General features: G+C 68.9%; 13 protein-coding genes. 4 read left to right on the forward strand and 9 right to left on the reverse strand.

Annotation, left to right across the window (positions count from 1 at the left end):
* Positions 1-231 precede the first annotated feature (231 nt).
* Both A5752_RS03845 and A5752_RS03850 read left to right on the forward strand, forming a co-directional pair.
* Positions 232-2,559 (forward strand): DEAD/DEAH box helicase, encoded by a 2,328-nt coding sequence (locus tag A5752_RS03845; protein ID WP_067082341.1) that lies wholly within the window; start codon positions 232-234, stop codon positions 2,557-2,559.
* Positions 2,560-2,712: 153 nt separating this feature from the next.
* Positions 2,713-3,738 carry a PAS domain-containing protein gene (locus A5752_RS03850; protein WP_067082344.1) on the forward strand — a complete coding sequence of 342 codons (1,026 nt, stop codon included), beginning with the start codon at positions 2,713-2,715 and terminating at the stop codon, positions 3,736-3,738.
* Here A5752_RS03850 and A5752_RS03855 read toward each other — a convergent pair.
* From A5752_RS03855 to ssd, 7 genes are read right to left on the reverse strand one after another with little or no spacing between them, the layout of a single operon-like run.
* Positions 3,735-4,148, reverse strand: a complete 414-nt coding sequence (locus A5752_RS03855; protein ID WP_353612295.1) for an Rv3654c family TadE-like protein — start codon at positions 4,146-4,148, stop codon at positions 3,735-3,737. The genes A5752_RS03850 and A5752_RS03855 overlap by 4 nt on opposite strands.
* Complete coding sequence (locus A5752_RS27665; RefSeq protein WP_197500534.1) at positions 4,072-4,353, reverse strand: TadE family type IV pilus minor pilin; 282 nt, start codon at positions 4,351-4,353, stop codon at positions 4,072-4,074. The genes A5752_RS03855 and A5752_RS27665 overlap by 77 nt, the downstream gene beginning before the upstream one ends.
* Before the next feature lie 41 nt (positions 4,354-4,394).
* The gene (locus A5752_RS03865; RefSeq protein WP_067082347.1) at positions 4,395-4,595 is read right to left on the reverse strand and encodes a DUF4244 domain-containing protein; all 201 of its coding nucleotides are present in this window, start codon (positions 4,593-4,595) and stop codon (positions 4,395-4,397) included.
* 29 nt (positions 4,596-4,624) lie between these two features.
* Entirely contained in the window at positions 4,625-5,194 is a 570-nt protein-coding gene (locus tag A5752_RS03870) for a type II secretion system F family protein (RefSeq protein WP_067082350.1), read from the reverse strand.
* A complete protein-coding gene (locus tag A5752_RS03875; protein WP_067082353.1) occupies positions 5,191-5,967 on the reverse strand; it encodes a type II secretion system F family protein in 777 nt (258 codons plus the stop codon). Before A5752_RS03875 ends, A5752_RS03870 begins: the two co-directional genes overlap by 4 nt.
* A complete protein-coding gene (locus A5752_RS03880; RefSeq protein WP_067082356.1) occupies positions 5,964-7,130 on the reverse strand; it encodes a TadA family conjugal transfer-associated ATPase in 1,167 nt (388 codons plus the stop codon). The genes A5752_RS03875 and A5752_RS03880 overlap by 4 nt, the downstream gene beginning before the upstream one ends.
* Positions 7,127-8,188, reverse strand: coding sequence for a septum site-determining protein Ssd (gene ssd, locus A5752_RS03885; RefSeq protein WP_067082359.1), 1,062 nt, complete (start codon positions 8,186-8,188; stop codon positions 7,127-7,129). The genes A5752_RS03880 and ssd overlap by 4 nt, the downstream gene beginning before the upstream one ends.
* Positions 8,189-8,605: 417 nt before the next feature.
* On the opposite strand from ssd, the gene A5752_RS03890 reads away from it, so the two are divergent.
* Positions 8,606-9,463: an HAD-IB family hydrolase gene (locus A5752_RS03890; protein WP_067082362.1), complete on the forward strand. Its 858-nt coding sequence runs from the start codon at positions 8,606-8,608 to the stop codon at positions 9,461-9,463.
* A 415-nt stretch (positions 9,464-9,878) separates the two neighbouring features.
* Here the strand turns inward: A5752_RS03890 and A5752_RS03895 are convergent, their stop codons facing one another.
* Positions 9,879-10,646: a Fic family protein gene (locus A5752_RS03895; protein WP_156613592.1), complete on the reverse strand. Its 768-nt coding sequence runs from the start codon at positions 10,644-10,646 to the stop codon at positions 9,879-9,881.
* Positions 10,647-10,750: 104 nt separating this feature from the next.
* Between A5752_RS03895 and acs the strand changes: the two genes are divergently transcribed.
* Entirely contained in the window at positions 10,751-12,709 is a 1,959-nt protein-coding gene (acs, locus tag A5752_RS03900) for an acetate--CoA ligase (RefSeq protein WP_067082365.1), read from the forward strand.
* A gap of 9 nt (positions 12,710-12,718) precedes the next feature.
* Here acs and A5752_RS03905 read toward each other — a convergent pair whose 3' ends face one another.
* A complete protein-coding gene (locus tag A5752_RS03905) occupies positions 12,719-13,387 on the reverse strand; it encodes a S1 family peptidase (protein ID WP_067082439.1) in 669 nt (222 codons plus the stop codon).
* Positions 13,388-13,474: the final 87 nt, after the last annotated feature.

Raw genomic sequence — 13,474 nt, forward strand, 5'->3', positions numbered from 1 at the left:
TCGGTACACCGGGCCCGTTCCGACCGCTCTCCTTCGTGGAAGCTCGGAACTCAACCCGACCTACAACCCTCGCAGGAACCGCGATCGCAACGACGATCCTGCGAGTGCTAATACACGAACACAGAAGCTGCGACCGCGATAAGTCAATCACGTTCGTGGCTGCGGCGACAGTCTCGGCGTTTCAAATCGGCAACAATTCACCTAAACAGGAGTCTCGAGGAGGAACGATCGATGGCTGATTTCGGCCGCGAGCTGCTCGCGTGCGCGGTCGAAGGCACGGTCGGCGCCGGCCCGAACCCGCTGCGCCACGTGGCGGATATCCCGCCGCGCACGGGGCGTCCGATGAAGTGGCCGCACTGGGCCGACCCAGATGTGGTGCGGGCGTTTGTTGATCGGGGTATCGAGGCTCCGTGGTCACATCAGGTCGCCGCCGCCGAACTCGCACACGACGGACGCCATGTCGTGCTGTGCACCGGCACCGCGTCGGGCAAGTCGCTCGCCTACCAGTTGCCGATATTGACAGACCTGAAGGCAAATTCGCGGGCCCGGGTGCTCTATCTGTCGCCGACCAAGGCGCTCGGCCACGACCAGCTGCGCGCCGCGGTGACGCTCACCGAGGCCGTGGGGTTGGCCGATGCCGCCCCGTGCGCCTACGACGGCGACAGCCACAGCGACGTGCGACGGTTCGCGCGGGAGCGATCGCGGTGGATCTTCTCCAACCCCGACATGATCCACCTGTCGCTGTTGCGCAACCACGCTCGATGGGCGATGTTCCTGTGCAACCTGCGCTACATCGTCGTCGACGAATGCCATTACTACCGCGGGATATTTGGCTCGAACGTGGCGATGGTGCTTCGCCGGCTGCTGCGCTTGTGTGCGCGATATTCGCCGAACGGCGACGTGCCGACCGTGATATTCGCCAGCGCCACGACCGCATCGCCGGCGCAGACCGCCTCCGAGTTGATCGGACAGACGGTCGAAGAGGTTACCGAGGACGGTTCACCGCAGGGCGCGCGCACCGTGGCGTTGTGGGAACCTCCACTGCTCGACGACCTGGTGGGTGAGAACGGGGCGCCAGTAAGGCGTTCGGCGGGAGCCGAGGCCGCCAGCGTGATGGCCGACCTGGTCGCCGAGGGCGCGCGGCTGCTCACCTTCGTGCGGTCACGACGCGGCGCCGAACTCACCGCGTTGGGCGCGCGGGCCCGATTGGGCGAACTCGCACCGGATCTCGCCGACCGGGTCGCGTCGTATCGTGCGGGCTATCTTTCCGAGGATCGCCGGGCGCTCGAACGCGCGCTGGCCGACGGTGAGCTGCGGGGGTTGGCGACGACGAACGCGTTGGAGCTCGGCGTCGACATCGCCGGGCTGGACGCCGTTGTGCTCGCCGGGTTCCCGGGCACCGTGACCTCGTTCTGGCAACAGGCGGGCCGGTCGGGGCGCCGCGGGCAGGGGGCGCTGATCGTGTTGATCGCCCGCGACGATCCGCTCGACACATACCTGGTGCACCACCCGTCCGCACTGCTGGACAAGCCCATCGAACGCGTGGTCATCGATCCGACCAACCCGTATGTGCTTGGGCCGCAACTGCTCTGCGCTGCCGCCGAACTGCCGCTCACCGACGCGGAGGTGCGGTTGTGGAACGCCGAGGAGGTCGCCGCGGCTCTCGTGGACGACGGACTGTTGCGGCGACGGGCCAACGGTTACTTCCCCACTCCGGGCATGGACCCGCATCCGGCCGTCGACATCCGGGGGTCGTCGGGCGGCCAGATCGCGATCCTGGAGGCGGGCACGGGACGCATGCTCGGCAGCACTGGCGCGGGGCAGGCGCCGGCTTCGATCCACCCGGGCGCGGTGTATCTGCATCAGGGCGAGACCTACGTCGTCGACTCGCTCGACTTCGAGGACGGCGTGGCCTTCGTGCACGCCGACGACCCGGGTTACACCACATCGGCGCGGGAGATCACCGACATCTCGGTCACCGGTGCCGGCAAGCGAAAGACGTTCGGCGCGGTCACTGTTGGCCTCGTGCCGGTGTCGGTCACCAATACCGTGATCGGATATCTGCGGCGTCAACTGACGGGCGAGGTGATCGACTTCGTCGAGCTGGAGATGCCCACCCGCACGCTCGAGACGATGGCGGTGATGTGCACGATCACGCCAGAGGCGTTAGAGCACAACGGAATCGATTTTCTTCACGTGCCCGGCGCGCTTCATGCCGCAGAACATGCCGCTATCGGCCTCCTGCCGTTGGTCGCCAGTTGCGACCGCGGCGACATCGGCGGAGTCTCGACGGCGGTGGGACCGGTGCAGGGATTGCCGACGATCTTCGTCTACGACGGTTATCCCGGGGGTGCGGGTTTCGCCGACCGCGGCTACCACCGGCTGACCACGTGGTGGGCCGCGACGGCCGATGCGATCGAGGCATGCGAATGCCCTGCGGGCTGCCCGTCGTGCGTGCAGTCGCCCAAGTGCGGCAACGGCAACGACCCGCTGGACAAGGAAGGCGCGGTGCGCGTGTTGCGGCTGGTCCTCGGCGAAATTGCCGATCACTCGCTGTGAACCGGGGACATGGGCGATCGACCCCTCAACGATCGCCTCGCGGATTTCCGGGAACCGGCCCGGTCCAGCGAAAGCTACCGCCTCGGTGAAGGCCGTCGCAACCGCTACGAGAGCGCCACGAATCGCGTTCACCCGCGCCGGTAAAGTGGCCCCATGAGCCACGACTGGCTGCTCGTGGAGACGCTGGGCAGCGAGCCCGCCGTGGTCGCGCAGGGTCGTCGCACTCAGGAACTGGTTCCGATCAGTGCTTTCCTGAGGCGTAATCCGCACCTGATGGCGGTTCAAACCGCGATCGGCGAAACGGTGCGCGCACGGCAGGGCTTGAGCAGCATCACGCCGAAGAACGACCGTGTCATTCGCACCGAGGTCGTGCAGATGACCGACGGCCGGATCCACGGCGTGCACGTATGGATCGGCCCGCCCGATATGGAACCACCGGAGCGGCCGGTGCCCGGCCCGCTGGTCTGGGACCTCAACACCGGCATCGCGACGGCCACGCCGGAATCATTGGTCAACAGTGGCTGGGACTCACCCCCGGAACCGACGCTGAACCGCACATTCGCCGACGACTTGCCGATGCGCGAACTCAACCCGAGCGAAGCCAGGGTCTTGACCATGGCGATCAAACGCGAACCGGGCGCGACGTTCTGCAGCACCTGGAACGTCACTGACCACCACGGCGAACCGATCAGTGTCGGCTTCGTCACGCGGACGGTGGCCGAATCCGACGAGGACGACGGCCCGGATCGATTGTTGTGCCGAGCGATGAACTGGCGCAGCGAGCGTGAAGAGGAGGCGCCGCAACAGGATCGCCTCGCCCAGCGAATCCTCAACGGCTTGGCGCAGCCGGGTGTGCACCGCGCACTGGTGGACCCCAACAACTGGACCTTGCTGAAGTGGCTCGACGATCCCGCTCCGTTCTTCGACTGGCGGGTGAGCCTGGCCGGTGAGCACGCGGTGCATCCCGACGACCGCGCCGAGATGGAGCGGATGGCAACGGAGTTCACCACCGGTATCGCCTCCGGTGTGCTGAGGATGACCGGTGTCGACCACGAGTGGGCACCGGTGCATGTCACCGTGAATCGCGTCGAACTCGACGACGACGTGTACGCCGCGTTGGCGACGCTGCGCCGACCCAATGCCACCGAGATCGCCGGCTTGCAAGGACGCGAGACCTAGGTTCCCGCCGGCCCGGCGCGGGCCAGCGCACGCGCGGTGCCCACACCAAATCGGCCCAGTGTCACCGGAACCTGCACTGCGACAACGATATCGAGATCGTCTGCTTCGCACTGTGCCATCTCGGTCCGCATGGCTTCGGCCACGGCGGCGGCCCATGTGCAAGCCTCTCCGATTCCCGACGCGAACCGGCGTGCAGCGGCCAACGCCGCCAAATCCGCCGCCGCCTGGGCTCGGTGCCGGGCCGTCACCGCCACTCCGAGGTTAGCCGCGTAGACGGCGGTCGTCACCACCACGGCGATCATCGCGGCGGCGATCAGGCTTGCCGAACCTCGGTCAGCGCGAACCCGGTTCCACAGCCGCCACCGCTCGCGCCTCGACGGCGAGTCCGGGCAGCAGCGCCGAACGCGCACTGACGGTGGAGACGACGAACCGACCGTCGCGACGGATGTCGACGGTGGCTCCATCGGGCGCGAGGCCACGGGCAGTGTCGCGACCGTCGTCACCCCGGGCGGCGAGGCGCGCGGCCTCGCGCGCGGCGTCGACACATCGGATGTGCATCGACACCGCCGCGAGTCCGGCCACGCACAGCACGAGGACGCTGACCAGCGCGGCCACCGCGAACGCCGCCTCGACGGTGGCGCCACCACGCTCACCGACTAGACGTTTGTCTTCAGCGCGCGGGTGATGATGTTGGTCAACGCGCTGACGATCGAGTCGCCGGTGACGACCGTGTACAGGATCGCGCCGAACGCGGCGGCTGCGATCGTGCCGATCGCATACTCGACTGTCGACATCCCGTCGTCTGCAACGACCAGCAGGGTCAGTCGCGCCTGAAGCGCACGGATCTTGTTGTCCACCCTCGTTTTTCCTTCCCACTCGCTGCCCTTCACAGGATTCCGGACCGCAACACGTCTCCGGCCAAGCCGGCGATGACCGGGACGATGCCCAGACAGAAGAACGCCGGTAGATAGCACACCCCCAGCGGACCGGCGATCAACACCGACGCCCGCTCGGCCGCGGCCCGCGCCGCATCCGCCGCATCGTCGCGCGACCGGGTCGCCAGCGCGGTGACCCCCTGCGCCAGAGCCGTTCCCGAGACCGCCGATCGTCGCGCCAACCGCAGCAGCGCGTCGACGCTGCGGTCGCCATCGGGTGCACTCGCCCACGCGGTCGACGGGTCGGCACCCAGCGCAAGGAGGTCTGCAGCACGGGCCAGCACCCGCGCCAAACGCGGCGGTGCCGAGGGAACCGCCGCCGCGGCGGCGCCGGCCACCGCCATTCCTGAATGCAAGCAGGCGGCGAGCACGTCGAGCGCGGACGCGAATGCCAAGGGGTCATTCGACCGGACACTGTCGTGGGTCCGCGGCGCCATGTTGCGAGCGTTTCGGATCCGCGCCCGCGCATCCGTACCCGCGACCAGCGTGGCCATCGCGAGAAGCATTGCGGCGAGTGTCATTCGAGCACCCCGCTGGTGATGCGATCCGACCACGCCAACCCCGAACACGTCAGCGCTACACCGATGACCAACAACCACTGGCCGGTCGAGAACAGGAAGTGCAGCGGTTGCGCCCCGATCAGCTCGCCCAACCCGACGCCGAGCAGTGGAAGCGCGGCGAGCACGGTCGCGGTGGTGCGAGCACCGGCCATCCCGGCGTTCACCTGTGCCGAGAACCGCTCCCGCGCAACGATGTCGCATTGTGCCGTGTGCACGAGCGTCGCGATGGCGAGGCCGTGGGATTGCGCCAGCTCCCAACAGACCGCGAGTCGTCGCCAGTAGGCGGGCAGCGCCGACCCCGCCGCCACACTCCGCAGCCCGGCCGCGACGTCTGCTCCCATTCGCGCCCTGGCCGCCACTGTCCGAAGTGACGCCGCCGCAGTTCCCTCGGTCTCCGCTGCCGCAGTGTCGAACGCGGTCACCGGGTGAGCGCCGATGCGCAACTCTCCGACCAGAACATCGAGCGCGCCCTCCACCGCGGCCGCCTCCGCGGCCCGGTCGCGCTTCCGGCGACGGCGCCGCGTGCGTGCCGCGACGGTGCCGGCGGCCATCGCGGCCGCGACGACGACGCCGAGCGGGGCGACAACGGTCAGCGCGGCGAGGGCTCCGATCAGCCACAGCGCGAGCGGTATCCGGAAGGCACGCCGGTGTCGGCGGGGCTCCGGCACCCACCGTCGGCGCGGCCCGGGTGCCGTCAGGAGCGCCAACGCGAGGGCCAGCGCCGCGACGCTCACGAGCGGCCCCGCTCGTGGATGAGAGCCTTCAACCGCAGGGCTCCCGGGCCGGAGCCGGATCCGAGGCGCCACGCCGTCGCGGCGCCGACCCGGCCCTCGGTACCCGCCGTCAACACCGCGATCTCGCTGAGCCGCCGCGCGCCCAGCCGATCGCGGTCGACGTGGATGACCACCTGCACGGCGGCCGCCAGCTGACTGTGCAACGCGGCCCGGTCGAGGCCGCCGAGCGCCGCCAAAGCCTCGAGACGGGCGGGCACCTCGGTGGGACTGTTGGCGTGCACAGTGCCGGCGCCACCGTCGTGACCGGTGTTGAGCGCTCCGAGCAGATCGACCACCTCGGCGCCGCGGACCTCGCCGACGATGATGCGGTCGGGTCTCATCCGCAGCGCCTGCCTGACCAGGTCGCGCACGCTCACCTCACCCGCGCCCTCGACGTTGGCGCAGCGAGCGACCAGCTTCACCAGGTGCGGATGCCGCGGAGCCAGTTCGGGGGCGTCCTCGACGCAGACGATGCGTTCGGCGGCGGGAACCGCGCCGAGCAACGCGGCCAGCAACGTCGTCTTGCCCGCGCCGGTACCGCCCGAGACCAGAAACGCCAGCCGGGCGTGGACGATGCCGTCGAGCAGGGAGGCGGCGGCCGGCTCGATCGCCCCCGCGGCCGACAGCGACGCCAGATCCTGGGTGGCCGGACGAAGCACCCGCAGCGACAGACACGTGCCCGCGGAGGCGATCGGTGGCAGGACCGCGTGCAGGCGCACCGTGAACTGTCCGGTCCCGAGCCCGGTCAACTGTCCGTCGACCCACGGCTGCGCCTCATCGAGGCGACGCCCCGCGGCCAGCGCGAGCCGCTGTGCGAGCCGTCGTACCGAGTTCTCATCGGGGAATCGGATCCCGGTGCGGCGCAACCCGTTCCCGTCGTCCACCCATACCGCGTCCGGCGCGGTGACCAGGACGTCCGTCGTGTCGTGAGCGCACAGCAACGGTTCGAGCACCCCCGCGCCGGTCAGCTCCGTCTCCAGAAGTCGCAGCCCGCTGAGCACTTCACTGTCACCGAGCACACCGCCCGATTCCGCGCGGATCGCGGCGGCCACCACCGTCGGCCGCAGCGGAACGGCCTCCGCGGCGAGCCGCTCGCGCACCCGGTCGATCAACGAGTCGCTCATGAGGCGACCGCGGGGCGCTGATGCAGGATCGCCAACACTTTGCGTGCGGCGCGGCCGAGCGGTGACCGTCGGCCGGCACGCAGGCCGCCGCGCTCGAGGGTGACAGCCATACCCGGTTGCGGCCGCATCCTCGCCAGCAGCGGCAGGCCGACGATCTCGGCGACCTCCGTCGACCTCAGCCCGCCCGGCGCCGGGCCTCGCACCACCACACCCGCGTTGGGGTTCAGCGTGGAGACCCACCGCGCCACGACGTCGGCCGCGGCGCAGGACCGAACGTCGGCCGGCGTCATCACGACCGCTAGATCGGCGGCGGCCAGGGCGGTCTCGGCCGCCGCGGTCGACCGCCTCGGGACGTCGCACACGACGGTCGCGCCGCTGCGACTGCCGGCGTCGATCAGGGCGCCGAGCGGTCGCGGGTCGACATCGGCACCGCCACGGCTGCCGGACAACACGCTGACGCCCTGCACGCGCGGCAGCGCCTCTCGCAGCGACGCAAAGTTCAGTCGTCCGCCCTGCAGCTGCAGGTCCGGCCAGCGCAGCCCGGACTCGGCCTCGCCGCCCATCACCAGATCGAGGCCGCCGCTCCACGGGTCGACATCGATCAGCAAGGCTTCGGGGGCGGCCAGCGCGAGCGCCGACGCGAAGACCGATGCGCCCGCGCCACCGCGGCCGGCGATGACCGCGGCCACCGCGCCGCGGTCCGCCTCGTCGTGCAGTCCCTCGGAGGCCTCGGCCAACTCGGCCATCAGCTCGCCATCCTGAGCAGGCAGGGTCAGCACCCGTTGCGCGCCCACCGCGATCGCCACCCGCCAGTCCGCTTCCGCCGGTTCGCCGCGGCCCACCACAACCACCCGGGTGCGACGGGGCAGCGCGCGGGCGACACATCGCTGAGCGCCCGTGGTGTCGAGCACTATCGCCGCCGCATCGGTCCAGACTTTGCGGCTTGACGGTTCCGGCGCGTGAACGACCGATACGCCCGCCGCGGCGCACACCCGGTCCACGTCGTCCCGCAGGACGGGGTCCGCGACGACCACGAGATATCCACTGAGCGAAGCCACCCCTTCACCCTGCGGTCTGCCGTCGTGGCGGCGCTACGGACGGCGCCTGATCTGTGTATTAACCCGGGCTTGGGGATGGCACGGCAACGCGATCGCGCACCGAAAACGAGATTCCGCAACCGCCGTGAATGGCAACACATATCCGGATTGCGAAAGGTCCCGAAAAAGGGACGACCCCCGCCAGGGGGGGAGGAGGCGGAGGTCGTCGTGTATCAGCCCCGGGGGGTCGGGCTGATGCACACCCGACATAAGCCGGGTAAGGCTCACTATACACACGCCAGTCCGCCTCGGCGCAAGTGCTGAACCCGCACAAAACCGGGTCGTTTCGCAGAAGTGTGGTCCCCCGACACCTGTCATAACCTGCCACTTTGTACACTCCTCCGGCGTTTGTCACACGCGGCCCCCTATGCTGGCGGCGTGAGCGCATCTGGTCCGGCTGCCGAGGCGGGCGACGCTCCGCAGTCGGCCGCGTCAACACACCCCCCGGTCCGAACCGCCGCCTTCTTCGATCTCGATAAAACGGTCATCGCCAAATCGAGCACTCTGGCCTTCAGCAAACCTTTTTTTGAGCAAGGACTTTTGAATCGGCGGGCCGTCTTGAAGTCCACGTACGCCCAATTCCTGTTTTTGATGTCCGGCGCCGACCACGATCAGATGGACCGTATGCGCGCTTATGTGACGAACATGTGCACCGGTTGGGACGTCGAGCAGGTCAAGTCGATCGTCAGCGAAACCCTGCATGACATCGTCAACCCCTTGGTCTTCGCCGAGGCGGCGGAGTTGATAGCCGACCACAAATTGTGCGGCCGTGACGTGGTCATGGTGTCGGCTTCGGGTGAGGAGATCGTGGCGCCGATCGCCCGGGCGCTGGGCGCCACGCACGCGATGGCGACCCGGATGGTGGTCGAGGACGGCAAATACACCGGAGAGATCGCCTTCTACTGTTACGGCGAGGGCAAGGTCGCCGCGATCAGGGAACTGGCCGCGCGCGAGGGCTACGCGCTCGAGCATTCCTACGCCTACTCCGACTCGATCACCGACCTCCCGATGCTCGAGGCCGTGGGACATCCGAGCGTGGTCAACCCCGACCGCGCGTTACGCAAAGAGGCCGTCGCCCGGGGCTGGCCGGTGCTCAACTTCTCCAATCCGGTGTCGCTGCGGGACCGGATCCCGGCGCCGTCGGGCGCTGCGGTGGCCACCACTGCGGCGGTCGGGATCAGTGCCCTGGCGGCCGGCGCACTGACGTATTCATTGCTGCGGCGCTTCGGTTTTTAACCAACTCTTCGCGCGCCAGCTACCGGCTCTCGTAACGATCCGGACTACTGCAGATTTGGCCCTTGATGTGACCGCGGTCACGGGGTACAAAGGAACCACGGAAGCTTGGAGAGGCCAAGGCCGAGCCGGAAGAGAAGGCTCGGACTCCCGCTTCAGGCTCCCCAGCACGGAACCCGGCACCCACGCGGAGCACATGCCGCGGAATAGGCAAAAGTGTTGCGGGCCTGCGTATTTGCGAAGAGCGGACGACTATAGCGGCCCTTTGGGTGGGGTTGCAGTCGAAGCGCATCGACAAGACGCCGAGGCCACCCACGCAACCCACACGAGCACGCATGGTAACCGGTGTCCGTGCTAGCGGGCGACGAGCCGAACCACGTTCGGAGCGTCGCCCGCTTCGCGTTTTCCAGCAACTCTTTTAGGACGACGCAGCGGCCTGCGCGATCGACAGCGCTTCGCGGGCGCCATCGTGCAATGCGCGGCAGCTCAACAGGATCCACGCCGTGAGGCCGTCGGGCGTTCCCGACGAGAAGCCGCGGGCCGCGGCGGTGTAGTCACCCGACTTGCGCATCCAGTGCACCTCCGGAACGCCCAGCCCGTGCGGATCGAGCCCGGTGGTGATCGTCACCAATCGCGACGCCGCTCGCGCCACCACACCGTCGGCTATACCGAACGGCGCGAGCGTGAGCAGTTCGCCGTGCACGACGGCGGCGAGCACGGGGGCGGGCACCCGGGTGCCACCGGTGACGATGTCCGCCAGCAGCGTCAGCCGCGTGCTCACGTCGGGTTCCTCGCGCGGACGGCCCAATCGGTCGTCGTCGGCGCGGTCCGCGGCCGCTAACGCGTGCAGGCGGGCGACGGCCTGCAGCGGCGCGCGCTGCCACACTCCCACCAGGGCGGTGGCCCCACCCTCGACCGCCTCGGACACCCGCAGCGCCCCGGCCAGAACCGGGTCGGCGGTGCCGTCGTCGGACAGTTGGAGTGCACCCCCGTCCAGCACCGAGGACGCGCGCGCGGCCCGCAGCGCAGCCTCCGCGGCGCTCTTCGGCCAGCCTCGAAGGTTGGTCCGGTGCCGGTGCGCGCGGCCCAGCGCTTCACGGGCCTCCTCGGCCGCCTCCGCGACCCCCGGCAGTTCCGCCAGCGGCGCCAACGGGTCCCTCGCGAAGCCACCGGTCACGGCGCACACGCTAGCCCACCGTCTAGCGCCCCAGCCACGACGCTTCGCACCGCCGGCGAAGCGGATGTGGCATGCCAACGTGTGCGGCCGGCAAGGTGACTACCCTCACAGACATGGCAGAGTCATCGGCGCAGCACGCTCACGGTCCGTCCGTCTATCCCCCTTCCCCCGAGTTCGCCGCACAGGCGAACGCGACCGAGGATCTCTACCGCCAGGCCGAGAAGGACCGGCTCGCGTTCTGGGCGGAGCAGGCCAACCGGCTGTCGTGGGAGACCCCATTCAGCGAGGTGCTCGACTGGTCGGAGGCTCCGTTCGCCAAATGGTTCGTCGGCGGAAAGCTCAACGTCACGTACAACTGCGTCGACCGGCACGTCGAGGCGGGTAACGGCGACCGCGTGGCCATCCGCTGGGAGGGTGAACCCGGCGACAGCCGCGACATCACCTACTCCGAACTGCTCGCGGAGGTCTCCAAGGCGGCCAACACGCTCACCGATCTCGGGCTCGAGGCCGGCGACCGCGCCGCCATTTACATGCCGATGATCCCCGAAGCGATCGTGGCGATGCTGGCCTGCGCCCGGCTCGGCGTCCTGCATTCGGTCGTATTCGCCGGCTTCTCCGCCTCAGCGCTCAAGGCGCGCATCGAGGACGCCGAGGCCAAGATCGTCATCACCACCGACGGACAGTACCGGCGGGGCCAGGCGGCGTCGCTGAAGGAGTCCGTCGACGAAGCCTGTAAGGGCCAGAAGTCCGTCAACCACGTTCTGGTGGTGCGCCGCACCGGAATCGACACCCCCTGGACCGAGGGTCGCGACCTGTGGTGGCACGACACGGTCGAGAAGGCCTCGCCCGAGCACACACCGGAGGCGTTCGACTCCGAACATCCGCTGTTCCTGCTGTACACCTCGGGCACGACCGGCAAGCCGAAGGGCATCGTGCACACCTCGGGCGGGTTCCTGACCCAGGCGTCGTATACGCACTACAACGTCTTCGACATCAAACCCGAGACCGACGTGTACTGGTGCACCGCCGACATCGGATGGGTCACCGGGCACACCTACATCGTGTACGGCCCGCTTTCGAACGGCTGCACCCAGGTCGTTTACGAGGGCACGCCGAACTCACCCAACGAGCACCGGCACTTTGAGGTGATCGAAAAGTACGGCGTCACAATCTATTACACCGCGCCCACACTGATCCGGATGTTCATGAAGTGGGGCCGCGAGATCCCCGACGCGCACGACCTGTCCAGCCTGCGGTTGCTCGGCTCGGTCGGCGAGCCGATCAATCCCGAGGCCTGGCGGTGGTATCGGGATGCGTTCGGCGGCAACCGGACTCCGGTCGTCGACACCTGGTGGCAGACGGAGACCGGCGCGATCATGATCTCCCCGCTGCCCGGTGTCACGGAGAGCAAGCCGGGCTCGGCGATGCAGCCGCTGCCGGGCATCTCGGCCATGATCGTCGACGAGGAGGGCAACGAACTCGTCCCCGGTGCCGACGAAGCCGAGCACGTCACCGGCTACCTGGTGCTCGACCAGCCGTGGCCGGCGATGTTGCGGGGAATCTGGGGCGACCCGGAGCGGTACAAGGAGACGTACTGGTCCCGCTACGCCGAAAAGGGTTGGTACTTCGCCGGTGACGGCGCGCGCGTCGACTCGGACGGCTCCATCTGGCTGCTCGGCCGCATCGACGACGTGATGAACGTGTCCGGACACCGCATCTCGACCACCGAGGTGGAGTCGGCTCTGGTCGGGCACTCCGGCGTCGCCGAGGCCGCGGTCGTCGGCGCCAGCGACGAGACCACCGGCCAGGGCATCTGCGCGTTCGTCATCCTCGAATCGCACGCCAAGGACAGCGGCGACGACATGGTGGCCGAGCTTCGCGAGCAGGTGGCCAACGAGATCGGAAAGATCGCCCGGCCCAGGGAGATTCACGTCGTTCCGGAGCTGCCGAAGACCCGCAGCGGCAAGATCATGCGTCGGTTGCTGCGCGACGTGGCCGAGGGCCGCGAGCTCGGCGACACCTCAACCCTGGTGGACCCCAGCGTGTTCGAGGCGATCCGGGCCAGCAAGTAGCGGAGCGGCTCAGCCGGCAGAACCGATCGGGACGAAACCCTTTCCCGGCCGGTTCTTGGCCGTGATGTCGGCCAGCTGTGTGTTGAACGACATGGTCACCGCGGGCGTGTGCAGCGGGATGTACTTGATGACACACGTCGGCAGGGCCTCGGAGAACGCCCCGTGGATCATGCCGACGAGACGGTTGTTGACCGTGACGGGCGCGCCCGAGTCGCCGGGCTGACCGCACACCTGGTTGACGATGGTGCCCGGATCCTTGCCCGGGCCCCAGGTGACCCCGCAGGAGTAGCCGGTCGTGCGGCCGAGTTTGCACGCGATGTCACCCGAGACCGGATCGGGGCCCAACCCGTCGATCTGAAATCCGTTGACGTTGTTGACCGGGCGCACCTTCTGCGGGTCGAACTGGATGACGGCGTAGTCGAGCGCGTCATTGCCGGCCACCATCGTGCCGACCACACCGGCTGCGTCGGCGCCCTCGGCGCTGACTTTGGCGCCCGGGCCACCGCAGTGTGCGGACGTGAAGCCGATGAGCCGCCCCTGGCTGTCGTGGCCGATCGTCGTGAGAGTGCACAGCGTCTCGCCGTCGACCACCAGGCCCGAGCCGCCACCGAGCGGGACCGGCTCTTGCGCCTGACCCACAGCGGGCGTCGATATGAGGGCGGCCGCGACGATGGCGATGGCGGCGGCGAGACGGCACAGGAACAGGCCGCTGGTCTTCACGTGAACGTTTCCCCTATCGACGCGCCCCGACCTGCCCTGCCAGTG

It is taken from the genome of Mycobacterium sp. 852002-51961_SCH5331710 (genome assembly GCF_001665535.1).
Lineage (GTDB): Bacteria > Actinomycetota > Actinomycetes > Mycobacteriales > Mycobacteriaceae > Mycobacterium.